General features: G+C 69.1%; 18 protein-coding genes and 2 pseudogenes. 14 read left to right on the top strand and 6 right to left on the bottom strand.

All coding sequences use genetic code 11. The features are described from left to right. The first annotated feature begins 70 nt into the window (after positions 1-70). From ACZ48Z_RS37150 to ACZ48Z_RS37105, 10 genes are all read left to right on the top strand, one after another. Entirely contained in the window at positions 71-1,075 is a 1,005-nt protein-coding gene (locus ACZ48Z_RS37150) for an asparagine synthetase A (RefSeq protein WP_468740312.1), read from the top strand. Between the two features lie 65 nt (positions 1,076-1,140). After that, positions 1,141-2,004 (top strand): class I SAM-dependent methyltransferase, encoded by an 864-nt coding sequence (locus ACZ48Z_RS37145; RefSeq protein WP_468740311.1) that lies wholly within the window; start codon positions 1,141-1,143, stop codon positions 2,002-2,004. After that, positions 2,001-2,690 (top strand): GNAT family N-acetyltransferase, encoded by a 690-nt coding sequence (locus ACZ48Z_RS37140; protein ID WP_468740310.1) that lies wholly within the window; start codon positions 2,001-2,003, stop codon positions 2,688-2,690. The genes ACZ48Z_RS37145 and ACZ48Z_RS37140 overlap by 4 nt, the downstream gene beginning before the upstream one ends. Continuing rightward, positions 2,687-3,715, top strand: coding sequence for a S66 peptidase family protein (locus tag ACZ48Z_RS37135; protein WP_468740309.1), 1,029 nt, complete (start codon positions 2,687-2,689; stop codon positions 3,713-3,715). Before ACZ48Z_RS37140 ends, ACZ48Z_RS37135 begins: the two co-directional genes overlap by 4 nt. Continuing rightward, entirely contained in the window at positions 3,712-4,221 is a 510-nt protein-coding gene (locus ACZ48Z_RS37130; RefSeq protein WP_468740308.1) for a hypothetical protein, read from the top strand. Before ACZ48Z_RS37135 ends, ACZ48Z_RS37130 begins: the two co-directional genes overlap by 4 nt. After that, the gene (locus tag ACZ48Z_RS37125; RefSeq protein WP_468740307.1) at positions 4,211-5,413 is read left to right on the top strand and encodes a hypothetical protein; all 1,203 of its coding nucleotides are present in this window, start codon (positions 4,211-4,213) and stop codon (positions 5,411-5,413) included. Before ACZ48Z_RS37130 ends, ACZ48Z_RS37125 begins: the two co-directional genes overlap by 11 nt. 44 nt (positions 5,414-5,457) lie before the next feature. Then, positions 5,458-6,864 carry a diaminopimelate decarboxylase family protein gene (locus ACZ48Z_RS37120; protein ID WP_468740306.1) on the top strand — a complete coding sequence of 469 codons (1,407 nt, stop codon included), beginning with the start codon at positions 5,458-5,460 and terminating at the stop codon, positions 6,862-6,864. After that, positions 6,779-8,083, top strand: a complete 1,305-nt coding sequence (locus tag ACZ48Z_RS37115; RefSeq protein ID WP_468740305.1) for an ATP-grasp domain-containing protein — start codon at positions 6,779-6,781, stop codon at positions 8,081-8,083. The genes ACZ48Z_RS37120 and ACZ48Z_RS37115 overlap by 86 nt, the downstream gene beginning before the upstream one ends. Next, positions 8,080-9,366, top strand: a complete 1,287-nt coding sequence (locus tag ACZ48Z_RS37110; RefSeq protein WP_468740304.1) for an MFS transporter — start codon at positions 8,080-8,082, stop codon at positions 9,364-9,366. The genes ACZ48Z_RS37115 and ACZ48Z_RS37110 overlap by 4 nt, the downstream gene beginning before the upstream one ends. A gap of 12 nt (positions 9,367-9,378) precedes the next feature. Then, a complete protein-coding gene (locus ACZ48Z_RS37105; protein WP_468740303.1) occupies positions 9,379-10,335 on the top strand; it encodes an ATP-grasp domain-containing protein in 957 nt (318 codons plus the stop codon). Positions 10,336-10,498: 163 nt separating this feature from the next. Here the strand turns inward: ACZ48Z_RS37105 and ACZ48Z_RS37100 are convergent, their stop codons facing one another. The 4 genes and pseudogenes from ACZ48Z_RS37100 to ACZ48Z_RS37085 form a co-directional block, all read right to left on the bottom strand. Further along, entirely contained in the window at positions 10,499-10,855 is a 357-nt protein-coding gene (locus ACZ48Z_RS37100) for a hypothetical protein (RefSeq protein ID WP_468740302.1), read from the bottom strand. Between the two features lie 391 nt (positions 10,856-11,246). Next, the gene (locus ACZ48Z_RS37095; RefSeq protein WP_468740301.1) at positions 11,247-12,143 is read right to left on the bottom strand and encodes a hypothetical protein; all 897 of its coding nucleotides are present in this window, start codon (positions 12,141-12,143) and stop codon (positions 11,247-11,249) included. A 282-nt stretch (positions 12,144-12,425) separates the two neighbouring features. Beyond that, on the bottom strand, positions 12,426-12,608 hold the full coding sequence (locus tag ACZ48Z_RS37090) for a DUF397 domain-containing protein (protein ID WP_468740418.1): 183 nt from the start codon (positions 12,606-12,608) through the stop codon (positions 12,426-12,428). Beyond that, positions 12,554-12,763 (bottom strand): annotated as a pseudogene (locus tag ACZ48Z_RS37085) (Scr1 family TA system antitoxin-like transcriptional regulator); the annotation flags it as partial. The pseudogene ACZ48Z_RS37085 and the gene ACZ48Z_RS37090, both read right to left, overlap by 55 nt. Between ACZ48Z_RS37085 and ACZ48Z_RS37080 the strand changes: the two are divergent. Together ACZ48Z_RS37080 and ACZ48Z_RS37075 are read left to right on the top strand one after the other, a co-directional pair. Continuing rightward, positions 12,759-12,866: pseudogene (locus ACZ48Z_RS37080) on the top strand (ATP-binding protein); the annotation flags it as partial. The pseudogenes ACZ48Z_RS37085 and ACZ48Z_RS37080 sit on opposite strands and share 5 nt — an antisense overlap. Before the next feature lie 99 nt (positions 12,867-12,965). Next, a complete protein-coding gene (locus ACZ48Z_RS37075; RefSeq protein WP_468740300.1) occupies positions 12,966-14,159 on the top strand; it encodes a hypothetical protein in 1,194 nt (397 codons plus the stop codon). 13 nt (positions 14,160-14,172) lie between these two features. On the opposite strand, the gene ACZ48Z_RS37070 is transcribed toward ACZ48Z_RS37075, so the two are convergent. Then, positions 14,173-14,697, bottom strand: a complete 525-nt coding sequence (locus tag ACZ48Z_RS37070) for a YbjN domain-containing protein (RefSeq protein WP_468740299.1) — start codon at positions 14,695-14,697, stop codon at positions 14,173-14,175. Positions 14,698-14,837: 140 nt separating this feature from the next. Here ACZ48Z_RS37070 and ACZ48Z_RS37065 point away from each other — a divergent pair, with 140 nt between their 5' ends. Next, complete coding sequence (locus tag ACZ48Z_RS37065) at positions 14,838-15,326, top strand: hypothetical protein (protein ID WP_468740298.1); 489 nt, start codon at positions 14,838-14,840, stop codon at positions 15,324-15,326. Between the two features lie 39 nt (positions 15,327-15,365). On the opposite strand, the gene clpB is transcribed toward ACZ48Z_RS37065, so the two are convergent. Next, positions 15,366-17,975 carry an ATP-dependent chaperone ClpB gene (clpB, locus tag ACZ48Z_RS37060; RefSeq protein ID WP_468740297.1) on the bottom strand — a complete coding sequence of 870 codons (2,610 nt, stop codon included), beginning with the start codon at positions 17,973-17,975 and terminating at the stop codon, positions 15,366-15,368. A 117-nt stretch (positions 17,976-18,092) separates the two neighbouring features. Between clpB and ACZ48Z_RS37055 the strand changes: the two genes are divergently transcribed. Beyond that, entirely contained in the window at positions 18,093-18,506 is a 414-nt protein-coding gene (locus ACZ48Z_RS37055) for a pyridoxamine 5'-phosphate oxidase family protein (RefSeq protein ID WP_468740296.1), read from the top strand. Positions 18,507-18,650 lie beyond the last annotated feature (144 nt).

Raw genomic sequence — 18,650 nt, 5'->3', positions numbered from 1 at the left:
ACTGAGCGACGTCACACCCCTCCGAGTGCCTGATCACCCTGACGCCGAAGAATAAAACTGGAGTTCCATTATGACCACCGTTCCGTCTCAGGTCTGGAAGAACACCGAGGGCTACTACCTGGAAGTCCTCCGCAACCCCTGGTACCGCGCGGTGGCCCGGCTGCAGAACAGCGTCAGCGAGCTCACCGTCGACTTCTGGAGAGCACGCGGTGGCCAGACGCTGCATCTGCCCGTCACCACCGGATCGATCTCCAGCCCGATGGGCCGCGGCAGCGACTCGCTTCCGGTGCACGTCGACCTCATGGGCGCTCCCACCTACCTCGCCGACTCGATGCAGTTCATGCTGGAGTTCGGCTGTCGCCTGACCGGCACCGACACCTACTACGTCATGCCGTCCTTCCGCGGCGAGGACGCCGACGCCACCCACCTGTGCCAGTTCTTCCACAGCGAGGCCGAGATCGTCGGTGGCCTCGACGAGATGATGGCGACCGTGGAGGAGTACCTCCGCCATCTGGCCAAGGGGCTGCTGGAGCGCGAGGCCGAGGTCATCGCCGAGTGCGGCGGGAAGGTCGACAGGCTCGAACAACTCGCCTCAGGACGGCCGTTCAAGCGCATCACCTTCGACGAGGCCGACGCTGTTCTCGGCGGGACGGGCATCGAGGACCACGGCGGCTGGCGGACCCTCACCCGTGACGGCGAGCGGCTGCTGATGGACAAGCTCGGCGAGTTCGTCTGGGTGACCCACTGGGACCACCTGGCAGTCCCCTTCTACCAGGCGTTCGGCGATTCCGAAGGCCGTACCGCGCTCAACGCGGACCTGCTCTTCGGGATGGGCGAGGTCGTGGGAGCGGGCGAACGGCACGTCACCGCCGAGCAGGTGAAGCAGGCGCTCGAACTGCATGAGGTCGCCCCGGAGGCGTACGCCTGGTACCTGGAGATGCGGGACTTCCAGCCGGTGCGTACATCGGGCTTCGGTCTCGGTATCGAGCGGTTCCTCATGTGGGTGCTCGACCACGGGGACATCCGCGACATGCAGCTGCTGCCGCGCCGCAACGGCCACACCATCGTGCCCTGACCCCTCCGCGTCCTGGCGCGCGCGATCGACGTACACCCGTTTCCGCACATCCCACAGGAGTCTCCATGGCCACGGCCGCACCCCACCGGACCCTCGACCCGGCCGACGTCCGGCACCTCAACTTCTCCCAGACCGTCGGTCTGGTGAACGAGCCGAACATGTGCTCCGGCGGCGCCGCCACCATCCGGTCCGTGCTCCGGGAGGTCCCCGGTCTCGGTGCCGGCAACCGGATCCTCGAGGTCGGCAGCAACACCGGCTTCTCCGTACTGGAGATGGCCAGCGCCACCCCCTGCGACGTCTTCGGCATCGACATCGAGGAGTCGTCCGTCCAGTTCTCCCGGAACAAGGCAGCCGCCCTGGATCTGGACAACGCGCACTTCTCCGTCGGCGACGGCACGCGGATCGATTTCCCCGACGGGCACTTCGACATGCTGTTCGCCAGCAACGTGACGTCGTTCATCCCGGACAGGCAGCGCGCCATCGACGAGTACTACCGGGTGCTGAACCGTTTCGGTGTCCTCGCCGCGGTACCGATCTTCTACCACCGGCGTCCCTCGGCCCGGCTGCTGGAGGAGGTCGAGCGAGCGATCGGCGCTCCGCTGCCGCGGTTCAGCCGCGAGGACTGGGAAGGCATGTTCGGTCGCCCCGGGTCCGAGCTCTTCTTCTCCGAAGAGTACGAATACCTGGACCTGAGCCCGGAGCAGATCGACGACTATGTCACCGCCGTGCTGGCGCAACCGTGCAACGACGGCATGTCCGACGAACTGAGGCAGGCGGCGGGCAAGCGGCTCAACTACTTCTACACGCTGTTCAACGAGAACCTCGGGTACTGCCGCTACGCGATCCTGCTGTACCGCAAGAGCGGGCCGACCCAGTTCCCCATCCTGCACGCCTCCGCGCCGGTCCCGGGCACGGTGCTGCACCGATGACAACGGCATCGGAGGCTGCTCCATCCGCCGGTCTCGCGCACTGGCCACTGTTCGGGCTGGTGATCCACACTCCTCGGCTGGAGCTGCGGGTGCCCACGGATACCGAGTACCAGGCGGTGTGCGATGTCGCCGTGCGCGGCATTCACGACCCCACGACGACGCCCTTCGCCGTGGACTGGACCGACGCGCCACCGGACCAGTTGCGGCGCAACGCCTTCCAGTTCCTGTGGGGCACGCGCTCAGCGTGGTCACCGGACGACTGGCACCTCGAGTTCGCCGTCTACCGTGACGGCCGGCCGATCGGGATGAAGGCACTGTGGGCCAAGGACTTCGGCGCGCTCGGTGAGGTCTCGACCGGCTCATGGCTCGGGCGGGACTCCCAGGGGCAGGGATACGGCAAGGAGATGCGAGCCGCGGTGCTCCACCTCGCCTTCACCTGCCTCGGCGCCCACTGGGCCACCAGCCAGGTCTTCGCGGACAACCCGGCGTCGATCTCCGTGAACCGCCACCACGGGTATCAGGAGGACGGTTTCGAGCTGCGGACACGACGCGGCCACCCCGCCCGCTGGCTTCGCTTCCGCCTGGCGGCCGAGGACTGGCTGGGCGGGCCGCGGGACACCGGCATCGAGGTCGAGGGGCTCGAAGCCTGCGCGGAGATGTTCGCACGGCCTGGAGAGACAGCATGACCACGGTCGCGCGACCTGGCACGACGCTCGGTCTGTGGACCCCGTCCTCCCCCGCCCCGGCGTTGTTCCCCCGCCGTACCGCACGGGCGGTGGAAGCCCTGCGACGGGCTGGTTTCACCGTGCGTGCCTCGACGTCCTTCGCGGGGATCAGCAGGGCCGGCGCCGCCGAACCGCAGGCCCTGGCCGATGAGTTGCACGCGCTGACGGACAGCGGAGTCGACGCCGTGCTCGCCTCGGCGGGGGGATGGACAGCCTCTCTGGTACTCCCCCACCTGGATTTCGGGATGCTGCGCGAGGCCCAGGTGCCGCTGATCGGCTACAGCGATGTGTCAGTGCTGCTGTGGGCCTACGCGGCCCACGGGGTCCCGGCCGTCCATGGCCCGATGCTGGTGTCGGAGTTCGGGCACTTCGAGGGGCCGTTCGCCTACACACTCGCCGGACTGCGGAACGCGCTCTCGGGCACCGGCGGCGTGCTGCGTCCACCTGCGCGGTGGACGGAGGACAACCCCTGGTGGGACCGGGACGACGAGCGCGCGTTGGTGACCGAGCCGGCCACGCCGTGGCGGGTGCTGCGGCACGGACACGCTCACGGGCCGCTGCTGGCCGGGTGTCTGCCGGCCGTGACCGGACTGTTCGGCACGCCGTACATGCCTCCGACCGAGGGGCGGGTCCTGTTCCTCGAGGACTTCGGCATGGCCCCGGACCGGTTCCTGTCGCTGTTGGCCCAGTGGCGGAACTCGGGCCGGCTGCGTCGGCTGGCCGGCCTTGTGCTGGGCCGACGCAGCCGGGCGGTCGCGGCCCCGGGCGGCTACGCGGACTTCGACGACGCTCTGTTGCACCTGCTGGGAGACATCGACATCCCCGTTGTCGCCGATGTCGACTTCGGCCACACCGAACCGCGCCTGTCGTTGCCCCTGGGCACGGCGGTGCGGATCGACACCGACCCCCTGCGGGTGCTCGTGGAGGCGGACCCGGTCGGGCGGCACCGGACAAGCGGCGGGGAGACAAGGGAGATGGTTCCGTGACCCGGGAAGTCCCACTGCAACGCGTGGCCCCGAGAGAACTCGTCTGGCGTCGGTCCCTGTTCGACACCCTCGCCGGGATCGGATGGGAGCGCATGCCGGCGATGTTCGCTCTGCCGGTGAGCGGCGCCGAGGCCGACTACCGGGGTGTGCCGGTGCCACCGGGCGTGGCCTTCAGCACCGAACGCCGGGCGACCTCCGCCATGGGGTCGAGGACCTTCACGCTGCGCACACTGGACCTGGACTTCGAGCTCGTGGGCCGTACCCGGTTGCGCAGGGCCGGGGTGGATCAGCGGCTGTACTCCCTGGCACACGCGCTGCACGGTGACAGCCTGATCCCTGACGTGTTTCTCGGCGAGGCATGGGTGCGTGCCCGTGACTTCGACCCGGACCCCGCCAGGAACGTGCTGAGCAGGCACTTCCAGCGCCTCGACCACCGCATCGAGGCGGTCGACCACGCACTCGTCCGGTTCCGGCTGGCCGCATGGGAGCCCCGCCATGCTGACTGACGTGGGAAAGGGTTTCCTTCCGTACCAGCGCCGCCTTGTCACCGCCGGCCTGATGAGCCGGTTCCGGCTGGCGCGCGGTGTCACCAACCTCACCGGCGCCGGTCTCGATCTCGCCGACCGCGTCATCGACACCATGCTGGAAGGCGCGGGCCGCCGCTGGGACCTGGAGCTGGTAGCCCATCCTCCCCTCTGCCGGTCCGAAGCGACCTGGCAGTTCGCGAAGAACATGTCGGCGACCTTCGACTGCTATGAGCTGGCGGCCGACGAATACCTCTGGTTCGACACCAACCTGGCGCATCTGGACTGGCTGCGCGCGCGCATGACCGATCCGGCTCTGCCCCTGGCCGTCGCGTCCAACGACGGTGTCTACCGGCCCGTGGCCGACGTACGCGCCCTGATCCGGGACGAGTTCATCGCCCCGTCCCTCGGCATCCACATCGCCGCGCCGGCCACCGGACGCGACGAGATCTGGCGCGGTGTACTGGACCTGGTCGCGGAAGTCGCCCACGCCGCGGGTGTGCCAGGTCTCCTGACCGAGCGCAAGGCTCCGGCCCACTACGCGCACCGCGCCGTCGCCGCCGTACTGCCGTCGCCGCAGGGTGGTCTGGAGCCGTGGATGCTGGCGTACGAACTCGGGCCCGAGTTCGAGACGTACCTCGGGCGTCCGGGCGTCAGCGTGTTCGAGATCGGGATCACCAGCAGGGTCCTGGCCTTTGCCGCACATCTGCAGACCACACGTGCGGCCGTCTTCGGCAGCAGGGTGGCCCCTTCCCAGGTCGCGGTCGATCTGCGCACGGCCGAGGCAGGTGATGGCGGACCACAAGAGCGGGCACGTTCCCGCACCGTCGGCCTGCGCACCAGTCTGATCACCACGAGCAGTCGCCCGGCGCGGCCCTCGACGATCGACGGACTGGCTCCCGTCCTGTACCACCCCGGGCGCGACACCTACCGGCTTCTCCTGGAGGACTACCGGGTCGAGCACCCCTGCGACCGGCCGCTCGTGGACGTCCTGTCGCTGGCCGACCGGCGGCTACGGGCCGAGCAGGAGGCCCTGGTCGAAAAGCATCTCGGCGACGCGCTTGCTGACGACACGTCGGTCGTGGACAGCGGCCCGGTCCCCCCGGGCACCGTTCTCGCCGGCCTTTCGGGAATCCGCTCCGGCGTCCGGCTCGATCCTCGCGTTCTCGGCTGATGACCGTCGAGCCGTCCTCGCTCCCACGACGAGAAAGAACATCTGTGGCAAGAGATCCGATACACCCCCCGGGAAACCTGGTCGGCCTGCGCCGGGCCGAACTGGAGGACATAAGCACCCTTGTTCCCTGGCTCGATCACCAAGACGGGGTCCTGGCCATCGAGGGCGCTCCTTTTCACGGGCTCTGGGATGCGGAGGATCCCTGGCTGGTCTACCTGCCCGGCCGCGCACGTGACAACGCGCGCTCACTGCGGTCCGCCTTCGGACGCCACTTCGAGGTGTCCCTGCACTTTCCGCTCAAGAGCTGCTACGTCCCCGCCGTCGTCTCCGCACTCCGGGAGGACGGACACGGCGTCGAGGTGATGAGCGCCCTGGAGTGGAATCTGGCGCGACAACTCGGCTTCGATCCGGCGCAGATCGTGGCCAACAGTCCCGCGCGTACGGCCCGGCACAGGCGTGAGCTGGTCAGCGAGGGCGCCGGACTCATCGGCGTGGACAGCGTCGAAGAGCTGGATCGGGTGGAGCACGAGGCACGTTCCCAGGGCAGGGTGGCCCGCATCGCCGTGCGCGCGAACACACTGGACGAACCTGGTGCGTTCTTCTCCGCCGGTTCGAAGCTGGGCGCGGACCTCGACGGTGCCGCCGAACTCGTCGAGAAGGCTCTGGCCTCGCGCTGGTGCTCGGTCGGAGCCCTGCACGCACACCAGTTGAAGCACTGCACCGATGCCGAGATGTTCCACCGCATGGTTCGGGGGCTGGCCGAGTTCGCCGCGGAAACCATGCCGCCCGACCGGCCCGTCCAGGTCCTCAACCTGGGCGGCGGGCTGGAGTCACGCTTCCTGCTGGAGCGTGCGGGCACGAGCGCCCAGGTCTTCGCCGATGCCGCGCGGGACGCGATGGACATCCTGCCGACGCTTCCCTCGGTGGTCCTGGAGCCCGGCCGTTACGTGGTCGGCGACGCGGCCATCGGCTTCAGCAGCGTGATCGGAAGGAAGGTGAACTCGGGTCAGACCTGGCTGATCTCCGACCTGTCCTCCAACATCCTCATTCCGCTGCCCGATCTCGCCTACCACCCGGTACCGCTCCGGCTCTCCCCGGACGTGACGTGGGAACAGGCGCATGTCGCCGACGGCACCTGCGCGCCCTCGCACCTGTGCCGGTCGGCGGACCTGCCCGTCTCCGTGGTCCAGGACGGGATCGCCGTACTGAACTGCGGTGCCTACACCAGTGTCTACGCGGAACTCTGGGCCTTTCCCCTGCCGCACATCGGCGTGTACGAGAACGGCCGGTTGCGGGAGATCTTCGGTCCGAAACAGGAATCGGACATGTTCAACGCCCTGTACCAGATAGGAGAGTCGACAAGAAATGCCCACCCCGAAGACCGCGCGCACGGTGGTCCTGTGCAAGTGGCAGCCTCAGCTGATAACCGCCCTGCTGACCCTGACAACTGATCTCTACCTCGTCCTCGACGACTATGACGTGGAGGTCCACCGGCCGGACGCGGACGTTCTCGCGAGGATGCGCCAGGTCTACCGGGTGAGCCACTTCGACTCGATCGAAGAGCTGGCCGCCGTCGCCGTGGACCTCCGCCTCCGTGGCGCCGAAGGCGCCAAGGTCATCAGCCACGCGGAGTTGAGCCAGTACGGCGCCGGCTATCTCGACCTGATGCTCGGCAACGGCCAGGACCCGATGCACCATGTCGCCTTCAGGGACAAGCGGTTGATGAAGCAGCGGGTGGCGGGGGCAGGGGCACGCGCGGCGAACTTCCAGTCCGTGCCCGACGCGAGCGACACACAGGCCGTGGAACACGCGGCGGCACGACTCGCCTTCCCCGTGGTGGTGAAGCCGGCTTCCGGGTTCGGCACGATGAGCACCGTACGCGTCGACCTTCCGGACGCCCTCCCCGCCGTCGTCGAAGAGCTCACCTTCGAGCCGTTGCTCCGCAGCAAGCAGCTCATCGTGGAGGAGTTCGTCAAGGGCACCGAGCTGTGTGTCGACGCCCTGTGGGCCGACGGCCAAGCGTTGACCTTCATCGTGCACCAGTACTACGCGAACAGGATCAAGCTGGCGGACAGAGGTGCTCCGGAGCGCCCGCTCGACGGCTCACAGATCCTTCCGGAAGAAGACCATCCCGTTCTCCACCGCCGTCTGCGAGAACTGCATGACCGGGTCAATCAAGGGCTGGGCATCCGGGACGGTGCCACACACCTGGAGGCTTTCGTCCAGCCCGACGGCGATGTCGTGTTCTCCGAGATCGGAACACGTATCGGCGGAGCCTGGGTGCCGCGCATGCTCAGCTCCCATCTCGGATATCCGGTATGGGCGGCGATCGCGGAGGCGGAGCTCACCGGAACCTGTCCGGACCCCAAGCCTCTGCACCCTTACATCGGTGCCGTGCATCTGAGCCCCGAGCGCCCCGGAATCATCACCAGCGTGCCGGAGGACGAGGAACTGGCGGAATTCCCCGGTGTGCTGGACTGGCAGCGGCTGAGGAAGGTCGGCGGAAAGGCACGGCTGGGCCACCCGTCCGACTGGTATCTGTTCGTCGTCCTGGGCGCCGAGACGCAGGAGGAGTACGACCGTCTGTGCCATGAAGTGTCCGACCGGTTCCGCATCGAAACAGAACCCGAACCCTCGGGAACCGACGCACCTGTGACTGTCGGCCGATGAACGGGAAACCTCGGGCACAGATATTCAGGGACCCCTCGTTCAGGCGGGTCTTCACCGCGACCGGAATATCCGCCACAGGGGACACACTCACCCAGGCGGCGCTTCCCTTCGCGATCCTGGACATGTCGGACAGCGCAACCGCCATCGGCCTGGTCCTCGCGGCCCGCGCACTGCCGTACGCACTCCTGATGCTCCCGGCCGGAGTCGTGGGCGACATGATGCGTCCGCAGCGCATTCTCTTTCTGGCGAACATCGTGCGCTTCTCGGTACAGAGCCTGACTGCGGGGCTGCTGTTCACCGGGCACGCCTCCATAGCGGCTCTGGCTTTCTTGCAGGCGATACAAGGTGCGGCCTCGGCATTCGTCTTTCCGGCTTCCAGAAGCGTCCTTCCCCGGGCGCTTCGCAAGGACCAGCTGCAAAGCGCCAACGCCTCGATATCGTCGGTCTTCAGCGCCGCGGCCATTGTCGGTCCCCTGCTGGCGGGCATCCTGCTCACCTTCACCAGTCCGGCCTCCGCCCTGGCCCTCGACGCCACGTCGTTTCTCATCGGTGCCGTGCTTCTGGGGCGTATTACCGACCTGCCGGAGGTGACCCGGACCGCCGCCAGGGCAACGACGAAGAAGAGCATGTCGTGGCGACGGGAACTGGCGACGGGGTTCCAGGAGGTCGTCGGCTCCCGCTGGCTGCTGCTGGGGCTGGCCCATGCCGCCGGGTTCCAGGTGCTCGTCGTCGGAGCCGTGGCCGTCCTCGGGCCCGTGATGGCACAGGACCACTACGGTGGCGACCGCGCATGGGCCGTCCTGCTGGCCTGCATGTCCGTCGGTCATCTCCTCGGCGGCCTGGTGGCCACCCGCTGGAAGCCGGGGAATCCCCTTCGCGCCGCATACGTCGTCGTCCTCGGCACGGCCCCCGCCCTCCTCGCTCTGGCGGCTGTCCTCCCCTTCTGGTCGCTGGCGCCCCTGCTCGTGCTCTACGGAACGACGCTGAGCGTGGGGGACACCCTCTGGTCCACGGTGGTGCAGTCCAACGTGCCTCTGGACCGCCTGTCCCGAGTCATCTCCTTCGACGGATTCGTGTCCTTCGGACTCCGGCCTCTCGGACTGGCGGTCCTGGGACCGGTGGCGGCGATGGCCGGGGCGGGAGGCACTCTGGTCGCCATGGCGGGCGCATCGGCCCTGCTGACGGCCGCTGCCGCGCTGCTGGCCGGCAGACCACGTTTCGCCCCGGCCTCCGCCGCCGCCGACGGCGCGGAATTCCCCCCGCCCGAACCTGTGACACATTGAAATGGATTTTCCATGTCACCTCGTAAGCCCCACCTGGGGATCGTGTCGCTGTCCAAATACGCCCGTTCGGAAACCGGCGTGGTCGACGAAGGCCCCTACACCAATGAGCACATAGTCGCCGAGGACGTGATCTGGTCAGGGACTTCAGGAAGGTTCGACTACGGGAAGCGGGACCTGCGGGACTGCGCCGACTCGTTCCTGATCCACTTCGGGCTGAGCGGTGATCCGCTCGACACCCATCTGCTGTCTCTCGCACGCGCGCTGGAGCAGGAGGGGTATCCGGTTCTCAACAGCTTCGAGTTCACGTGGACGTGCGGCGACAAGTACTTCGCCCTGGAGCGGGCTCGCGGTCTTGGCATCCCCACGCCGAAGACACTGCTGGCCAAGCCCACCGGGACGAATGTCCCGGCCATCGTCTCGACGGTCGAGAACGAGCTTTCATACCCTCTGGTCATCAAACCGCGAGGAACCATGAAGGGGTTCGGCGTCATCAAGGTCACCGACAGCGACCTCCTGGTTTCGGCACTCCAGCTCTACTCGAGCTCCGGAATGTCCTGCCTGATTCAGGAATTCATCGAGTCCGGCGGACGCGAGGTCAGATGCTTCTACGCGGGTGGCGAACTGCTGGGCATCTACGACCGCCGACGCCACTCCGACAAGTTCATCGGAGTGGCGACACCGCGGGCCGGCCAGGAGAGCGAGGTGTCGGTGTCCCGGATGGCGACCGAACTGCCCGAGGCTCGCGAGTTGATCAGCTCCTGTGAGCAGCTGCTGGAGGGCTTCACCTGGGATCTCGCCGCCATCGACTGGTTCGGTTCGGACCACGGTCTGGTTCTGAACGAGATCAATACCATCCCCGGTATCTACTCCATGCCCGAGGCGGACCGGGTGATCTTCCACGAACGCGTGGCGGACGCGATCCAGCGGCGGAGCCAGTCGTCCGGTCGATCGCCCGGCATCGCCGGTTGATCACGGCAAGACAGAGGAGCCCGTCTCCCGCCTCGTGCTCCGGGCGCGGGAGTTCGTCGAGGTCGGGGGTGGATGCGCTGTCAGCCATGACGGCGCTGACCACGGTGCTGATGTGATCGGCGCCCCCCCCCAGCCGGCTGTCGGCTGTGGAGGGGCGCCCGTGTCACTGCGATTCGGAGGGGGCGGGTTCCGCTGTGGCCCGCTCCATGACCTGCTTGTGCCAGGCCGCCGAAACACTCTTCGGGATCTTGGCCGTCAGGCCCTTTTCCTTGGTGAAGGCGAGCTCCCCGTTGTGGACACCCCCACCGCACTCGTCGGACTGGAAGGAAAGCTTCTTCTCGGCGGACGCGTCGATGAGGGGCCCGTTGCCGCCGTTGCGGGTGACCTCGAAGCGGACCGTGCCGAGATCGGGCCCGAGGTCGTCCGGCAGCCGCAAGGTGACGCTGGAGACGGCCTCGTTCCGCAACCTGTGCTCGACACACTTGCCGTTCGCACACAGGCGTATGGAGGCTCCGGCCAAGTCTCCGTAACCCTCTTGCGCGAAGTACACACCAACCCCTGCAACGACTCCTACGCCGCCACACGCCTGGGACGAGCCGCAGGCGGAAACCATCATGAGCAGCGTGGAGACGCCGACAAGAACGCGCGGTCTCGTCACCCGAGTCATCGTCACCATTTCTTGCCCCCTCCCCGGAGTGCCTTCTCCGCCGACGCGATGTCCGTGGCCGTTCGACTTCACGGTGCAGACAGGGCCTCCGGAGGTCACCGGAGATCACGCATGAACCCGAGTTCTTCTGGCCCACGGTCATGTTGTTGTCGACGCTGCTCCGGCGGCCTTGCCCTTCAGCCACGAGGTGAGGGTCGACTGCGGGATCTTAAGGTAGGAGGCGGTCTCCGCGGGCGTCAGCGGCTCAGCAGGCCGCACGGAGTTGGGCCTCGGCCCGGCAGTCCCGGCAGCGGCCGGGTTTCGCCGAACGGAATCCCCGGTTGCAGCCGTCGCAGTTCTGCATGGGCACAACCACCTGACGTGCGGGGGGTTCTGCGCCTCTGGCCGGTGCCGGCAGGGGAGTCTCCTTGAGCCGGTAGGCGAGGATGCCGACCGGGCGGGTGAGGAAGTAGTCCGGCAACCGTGCGGTGAGGTGGTCCGTGATGTGCGTGGGCAGAAGGCCCGCCGCGAGCCACCGGGTGACGGCGGGGGCGAGGCGGGCGGTTTCCTGCGCGGACAGGATGAGGCGGGGGTCGACCCGGCGCAGGGCGGTGAGTACGGCGACGGCTCGGGGGTCGGCGTCGGCGAGCGGGACCGGTGCCTCCGCCTCGGCTGGTGCGGGCGCGGCCACCGTTTCGGCCACGGGCGCGGACGCGGGTGTGGCCGCAGCGGCGACGCCCTGCTTTCGGGCTCTGCGCGGCTTCGGAGGCTCGGGAGGTCCGTCCGAGTCCGGGTCTGTGTCCGGACCGCCGCCGCCTGGGACGTCGTAGAAGTACGTGCGGGTACGGACGTGCCCGGTGGGCGTCCGCTCGCGGCGGCGCTCCAGGTAACCGGCCGCTTCCAGCTCCCTGAGCGCCCGTGAGATCAGGATCTCGCCCTCGCTGAAGTGCTTGCACAGGGCCGGGATGGTCACGCGGGTGCCGTCGGGCAGTGAGGAGATGTACGCCGCGACGCCGACCGTGACAGCGCTGCCGCGTCGCTGGGCGAGGGCGTTGGAGATCACCGTGAAGTCGGCCGTGAGGCGGGTGCGGACATGGATCACGCCGGACGTCGGAGCTCCGGCGTCGGCGCGCGAGGGCGCGTTAGACTGCGAGTCAGCCATCGGGAAGTGGTTCTCTTCCTGATCGGTCAGGCCCTCGTTCGGGATTGCAGTCCCGGCGGGGGCCGAAGTCTGTGTGCTGTTGTCGCGGCGAACGTAACCGTCCGTATCCCGCGCCTGCAAGCCGGTCACCCGGACGAGTGACGCGAGCCGTGCGGCCGGGGAGGGTGGGTGGGCGGGGAGTTCTTTCCCCCGGTTCTTCAAGGAGGCCAGCGGCGTGCCGGGACCTCGCGGACAGGGGTCCGGTGAGCCCGGGACGTGGACGGTGGCTAGGGCCCGGCCAACTCAGTGACGGTGGTCTCCGGCCTTCAACCCGCCTATGAAAGCCGACCATGAGGCGGCCTCGAAGCACAGCGCCGGACCATGCGGGACCTTGCTGTCACGCACGGGGACGGCGGCCTCCTGGGATCGGTCCCCTCGGTATAGGCGACCTCCGAGTCGTCCGGCATGGTGAGAACGGTGAGCGATCCGCCCATCACGTCGTGCTCGCCTTGATCGAACGGCATTACCTGCACGGTGATGTGACGATCCCTCAGGGTTTCCAGCAGGCGTTCCGACTGCTCGCGCATCACCGCCTGGCCGCCGACCGGGCGCCGGAGCACCGCCTCGTCGAGGACCGAGTCGGGCCGAGGGCTGCTCCTGGTGGACACCCTGGCCGTGCGCTGGGGTTCGGCGCCGCGTCACCCGCTGGGCAGGACGGTGTGGGCGGAAGTGTCCATCGTCTGAGCCGGGTCACAGGCCGGACGGGAACCAGGTGTCGAGGACAGAACAGACACCGGGCGCGCGATGCTCGCTTATGACTGGTTTCTTATGCAATGTGCTGATGTGACCCACGTCAGCACACAGACCCGCCCCCGCACCGGCGCTCTCGCGTCGCCCGCCGTCGTGCGGCCCGGCGCCACGGTCCGGTACCCCCTGGCGGTGGCGCTCGGCCTCTTCGCCGCCGCCCGGCTCACCGGGCTCGCCGTGCTCGCGATGACCGCCTGGGCCACCGGCCACGGGCCGCTCACGCTGCTCGGGCGGTCCTGGGACTCCCGGTGGTACCTGGGGATCGCCGCTCACGGTTACGTCCGTACGGTGCACGTCCGGCCGGGTCTCGTCTTCGACGATCTGGCGTTCTTCCCGCTGTACCCGGCGCTGGTCCGGGCCGTGACCGCGCTGACCCCGCTCGGCGGGGGCGCGGCGGGCCTGCTGGTGTCGTGGACCGCGGCCGCGGTGGCCGCCGCCGGCATCCACGCCGTGGCCCTGCGCCTGCACGGACGGGCCGTGGCCGTCGCCGTGGTCCTCCTGTGGGGTCTGCTGCCGCACTCGGTGGTGCTGTCGCTGGCGTACACGGAACCGGTGCTGACCGCCTTCGCCGCCTGGTCGTTGTACGCGGTGTTGAGCAGCCGCTGGGTGTGGGCGGGGACGCTGGCCGCCCTCGCCGGGCTGTCCCGGCCCAACGGCTTCGCGGTCGCGGCGGCGGTCCTCGTCACGGCGGCCGTCGAGATCGTGAGGCGGCGCGGAAAAGTTACCCACAGGCTGTGGACGGGCGCGGCGCTCGCCCCGCTCGGCTGGCTCGGGTACGTGCTGTGGGTCGGTCACCGCAAGGGCGACCTGCTGGGCGGCTACTTCGCGGTGCAGCGCCGGTGGGGCTCCCGCTTCGACCTCGGCCGGGGCTCGCTGGGTTTCGTCCGGCATCTGGTGCTGCGGGGCGACCGTCTCGTCTTCCCGATGGCGTTACTGCTGGTCGCCGCCGCCGTACTCCTGTACGCCCTGCTGATCGCCGACCGTGCCCCGCTCCCCCTGCTGGTCTACAGCGGGGTCCTGCTGCTGGTCGCGCTCGGCGGCTCGGGGTTCTTCGCCTCCAAGCCCCGCTTCCTGCTGCCCGCCTTCCCGCTGCTGCTGCCGCTCGCGCGGGCGCTGGTGCGGACGGCGAGAGCCCGGCCCTGGCACGCGGCCTTGGTGGCCGGTGCCCTGGCCGGGCTCTCGTTCGCCTACGGGGCGTATCTGGTCGTGATCGCCGACACGCCCCTGTAGCGGGTCCTGCCGCCTACTCGTCGCCCTCGGGCTGCTCGGCGTCGTTGACTTCCTCCTCGATGCCGAGCTGCTCGACGAGCCACTTGTCGAACTCGATGGCGGCCCGCACCCAGCTGACGGTCGAGGAGACGAAGTGCTCCAGGCTGACGCCGGTGCCGATCAGCATCTGCGCCTCACCGATCAGGCGGACGGTGCCGTCGTCGTGGGTGTGGCTGTAGACCTTGGGCCACAGGGTGCGCCGGTTCCAGTCGTCGATGGACTCCAGCAGCAGAGGCTTCTCGTCGATCTTGTGGGGCCGGTCGTAGAACGTCCGCACCGAGAAGACCTGCTGGTCGCCCTCGCCACGGAACATGAAATACGTACGGAACTGCTCCCACGGCGCCGCGAGGTCACCCTCGTCGTCGACGACGTACTTCAGCTCCATCTGGTCGAGGAGCTGCTTCACAAGATCCTGATCCGGGACGACGGGGCCCGCCGGTCCTTGCTGCGGCTCGGGCTGGCCCCCGAAGTTCGGAATCGAGGACGGGTCGATGGTCACCGTGAATTTCCCTTCGTACGGATTCCGCCATACTCCCCCATCCGGGGAGGGGGGTGGCAAGCCCCGGCCGCCCTGTCCTCCCAGGGCTGACATGATCCGGACAGCCCAGGTAGAACTGACGTCGACCATTGGGGGAACACATGACGCAGACGGACACCGAAACCGTGGCGGAAGCGGCCGTGCCGGGCAAAACCAGATGGGGGGTCTTCCTGGCGATCCTGGCCGTGCCGACGCTGGTGGTGGCGGCTCTGATCACGCTCCTGGTCGCCTGGTTGTTCACGGACGACTCGGTCGCCTCGGACGTGAAGAAGACCTCGTGCGCAGAGGCCCTGGCCTTCGGCGGGGTGAAGATGCCGACGGGGACGCGCGACGCCTGGTGCGGGCTCGATGCCGGGCCCGAACCCCGCTACACCGCGCGCTTCCGGATGCCGCGCGCCGAGATCGACGCCTGGGTGGCGGCCGGCTTCCCGAAGGGGCCGGAACTGCGGACCACGCACTGCGGCGACGCCCAGGTCGACGCGTGCCTGGACGCGGGCCCGGTCGCGGGAGAGCGGGCCTCCGTGCAGATCGAGATCACCCACGACAGCCGCACGTGGTCCGAGGTGCGGTTCGTGGCGTTCACGCCGTGAGAGGAGCGGCGGGGGCCCGACCAGCCCCCGCCGCGCCGCTCAGAGCGTCTTGCCGGTGGCCGGTCCCACGATCAGGCCGTCCCCGAAGGCGTCCACCCGGACCGTGTCGCCGTCCTTGACCTCGCCGGACAGGATCTCCTTGGCGAGCCGGTCGCCGATGGCGGTCTGGACGAGGCGGCGCAGCGGACGCGCGCCGTAGGCCGGGTCGTTGCCCTCGTCGGCGAGCCAGGCAAGGGCCTCGTCGCTGATCTCCAGGGTGAGCCTGCGCTCGGCGAGGCGCTTGGCGAGCCGGTCGATCTGGAGGCGGGCGATCCGGCCCAGTTCGTCCTTGTTCAGGGCCGAGAAGACGACCAGGTCGTCGAGCCGGTTGAGGAACTCCGGCTTGAAGGAGGCCCGCACGACCTCCAGGACCTGCTCCTTCTTCTCCGCCTCGCTGGTGATCGGGTCGACGAGGAACTGGCTGCCCAGGTTGGAGGTCAGCACCAGGATCGTGTTGCGGAAGTCGACCGTACGGCCCTGACCGTCCGTCAGCCGCCCGTCGTCCAGCACCTGGAGCAGGATGTCGAAGACCTCCGGGTGGGCCTTCTCCACCTCGTCGAGGAGCACCACGCTGTACGGCCGCCTGCGCACCGCCTCGGTCAGCTGGCCGCCCTCCTCGTAGCCGACATAGCCGGGAGGCGCGCCGACGAGCCGGGAGACGGTGTGCTTCTCGCCGTACTCGCTCATGTCGATGCGGACCATCGCCCGCTCGTCGTCGAAGAGGAAGTCGGCGAGCGCCTTGGCGAGTTCGGTCTTGCCGACGCCTGTCGGGCCGAGGAAGAGGAAGGAGCCGGTGGGCCGGTCGGGGTCGGCGATGCCGGCCCGGGTGCGCCGCACGGCGTCGGAGACGGCCCGCACGGCCTCGCCCTGGCCGATGAGCCGCTTGCCCAACTCCTCCTCCATGCGCAGGAGTTTCTGCGTCTCGCCCTCCAGGAGGCGGCCGGCCGGGATGCCGGTCCAGGCGGCGACGGTGTCGGCGATGTCGTCGGCGCCGACCTCCTCCTTGACCATGGTGTCCTTGGAGACCTCCTCCTCGGCCTCGGACGCGGCCTCCAGGTCCCGTTCCAGGGTGGGGATCTCGCCGTAGAGCAGCTTGCTGGCGGTGTCGAAGTCGCCGTCGCGCTGGGCGCGTTCGGCCTGGCCGCGCAACTCGTCCAGCTTCTCCTTCAGTTCACCGACCCGGTTGAGGGACTGCTTCTCCTTCTCCCAGCGGGCGGTCAGGCCCCGCAGCTCCTCCTCCTTGTCGGCGAGGTCACGGCGCAGCCGCTCCAGGCGCTCGCGGGAGGCGGGGTCGGTCTCCTTGACCAGCGCGAGCTCCTCCATCTTCAACCGGTCGACCCCGCGCTGGAGTTCGTCGATCTCGACGGGTGAGGAGTCGATCTCCATGCGGAGGCGGGAGGCCGCCTCGTCGACGAGGTCGATGGCCTTGTCGGGCAGGAAGCGGGAGGTGATGTACCGGTCGGAGAGGGCCGCCGCGGCCACCAGCGCGCTGTCGGCGATCTGGACCTTGTGGTGGGCCTCGTAGCGGCCCTTGAGCCCGCGCAGGATGGCGATGGTGTCCTCGACGGTCGGCTCGGCGACCAGCACCTGCTGGAAGCGGCGCTCCAGGGCGGGGTCCTTCTCGATCCGCTCGCGGTACTCGTCGAGGGTCGTCGCGCCGACCATGCGCAGCTCACCGCGGGCCAGCATGGGCTTGAGCATGTTGCCGGCGTCCATGGAGGAGTCCCCGCCGGCGCCCGCGCCCACGACCGTGTGGAGCTCGTCGATGAAGGTGATGATCTGCCCGTCGGAGTCCTTGATCTCGGCGAGGACGGTCTTCAGCCGCTCCTCGAACTCACCGCGGTACTTGGCGCCGGCCACCATGGCACTCAGGTCGAGCGATACGAGCCGCTTGTCCTTGAGCGACTCGGGCACGTCCCCCTTGACGATCCGCTGGGCGAGCCCCTCCACGACGGCGGTCTTGCCGACGCCGGGCTCACCGATGAGGACGGGGTTGTTCTTCGTACGGCGGCTGAGGACCTGTACGACGCGGCGGATCTCCTGGTCCCGGCCGATGACGGGGTCCAGCTTGCCGTCGCGCGCGGCGGCGGTGAAGTCGGTGCCGAACTTCTCCAGCGCCTTGTACTGCCCCTCGGGGTCGGCGGTGGTCACCCTGCGTCCTCCTCGGGCCTTCTGGAAGGCGTCCACCAGCTTCTTCGCGGTGGCGCCCTGCTGTGTCAGCACGTCCGCCGCCGGCCCGCCCTTGGCGGCGATGCCGATGAGCAGGTGCTCGGTGGAGAGGTACTCGTCACCCAGGTCCCGGGCGCGGGCCTGCGCGTCCGCGATGACGGAGAGCAGGTCGCGGTTGGGCTGCGGGGGCGCGACGGTGGAGCCGGTGACGCTGGGCAGCCCGGCGAGCGCCTTCTCGGCCCCGGCGCGCACGGCCGCCTGGTCGGCGTCGACAGCGGCGAGCAGGTCGGTGATGTTCGCATTGTCCTGCCGCTGGCCTTGCCCCTGAAGCAGAGCGAGGAGCAGGTGGGCGGGGGTGAGATCGGCGTGCCCCCCGGTCACGGCACGGTTGCTGGCCGCGTTGATCGCGTCCCGGCTCCGGTTGGTCAGCTCGGCATCCACGTTCGCGTACTCCTCCTCGGTCTCGGCTCGCCCTGTCTGACTCAGTCAGCGTATACAAAGTTGAGTCTATTCCACTCAAGGCAGTCTTCGGGAGGGATGAGGGACTAGCTTCCCGGCATGACCTCCTACGCCCAGGATCCGGGTGCCCCGGACCCGACGTTCCTCAGCTTCTGGCGGGAACGGCATCTGTGCACACTGACCACACCCCGCCCGGACGGCAGCCCGCACATGGTGCCCGTCGGGGTGACCTACGACCCCGAGGCCCGTCTCGCCCGGGTGATCGCGAGCCGGACGAGCGCGAAGGTACGGCACGTGCTGGCGGCCGGCGAGAGCGGGGCGGCGGTGGCGGTGTGCCAGGTGGCGGGGCCGCGGTGGGCGACGCTGGAGGGGCGGGCCCACGTCCGCGACGAACCGGAGCGGGTCGCGGAGGCGGTGCGGCGGTACGCAGAGCGCTACGAGCGGACGCCGTCGCCGAACCCGTTGCGGGTGGTCATCGAGATCTCGCTGACCGGGGCGATGGGACGCTTCTGAGCCGCGCCGCGATCGCCCGATAGCCGTAAATGTCGCCCAAAACTGCAGCGGGGGGGGGGGGGGGGGGGGGGGGGGGGGGGGGGGGGGGGGGGGGGGGGGGGGGGGGGGGGGGGGGGGGGGGGGGGGGGGGGGGGGGGGAGGGGG

The organism is Streptomyces sp. NPDC031225, from assembly GCF_055570355.1.
The sequence above is the reverse complement of the archived record's forward strand: the minus strand, read 5'-3'. Positions and strand labels throughout refer to the sequence as shown.

What these genes read in the sequence shown, in the direction of transcription:
- ACZ48Z_RS37065 (WP_468740298.1), top strand. Translation starts at nt 14,838, where the DNA reads ATGACGCAGACGGACACCGAAACCGTGGCGGAAGCGGCCGTGCCGGGC.
- ACZ48Z_RS37110 (WP_468740304.1), top strand. Translation starts at nt 8,080, where the DNA reads ATGAACGGGAAACCTCGGGCACAGATATTCAGGGACCCCTCGTTCAGG.
- ACZ48Z_RS37145 (WP_468740311.1), top strand. Translation starts at nt 1,141, where the DNA reads ATGGCCACGGCCGCACCCCACCGGACCCTCGACCCGGCCGACGTCCGG.
- ACZ48Z_RS37055 (WP_468740296.1), top strand. Translation starts at nt 18,093, where the DNA reads ATGACCTCCTACGCCCAGGATCCGGGTGCCCCGGACCCGACGTTCCTC.
- ACZ48Z_RS37140 (WP_468740310.1), top strand. Translation starts at nt 2,001, where the DNA reads ATGACAACGGCATCGGAGGCTGCTCCATCCGCCGGTCTCGCGCACTGG.
- ACZ48Z_RS37150 (WP_468740312.1), top strand. Translation starts at nt 71, where the DNA reads ATGACCACCGTTCCGTCTCAGGTCTGGAAGAACACCGAGGGCTACTAC.
- ACZ48Z_RS37115 (WP_468740305.1), top strand. Translation starts at nt 6,779, where the DNA reads ATGCCCACCCCGAAGACCGCGCGCACGGTGGTCCTGTGCAAGTGGCAG.
- ACZ48Z_RS37135 (WP_468740309.1), top strand. Translation starts at nt 2,687, where the DNA reads ATGACCACGGTCGCGCGACCTGGCACGACGCTCGGTCTGTGGACCCCG.
- ACZ48Z_RS37125 (WP_468740307.1), top strand. Translation starts at nt 4,211, where the DNA reads ATGCTGACTGACGTGGGAAAGGGTTTCCTTCCGTACCAGCGCCGCCTT.
- ACZ48Z_RS37095 (WP_468740301.1), bottom strand. Translation starts at nt 12,143, where the DNA reads ATGGCTGACTCGCAGTCTAACGCGCCCTCGCGCGCCGACGCCGGAGCT.
- ACZ48Z_RS37105 (WP_468740303.1), top strand. Translation starts at nt 9,379, where the DNA reads ATGTCACCTCGTAAGCCCCACCTGGGGATCGTGTCGCTGTCCAAATAC.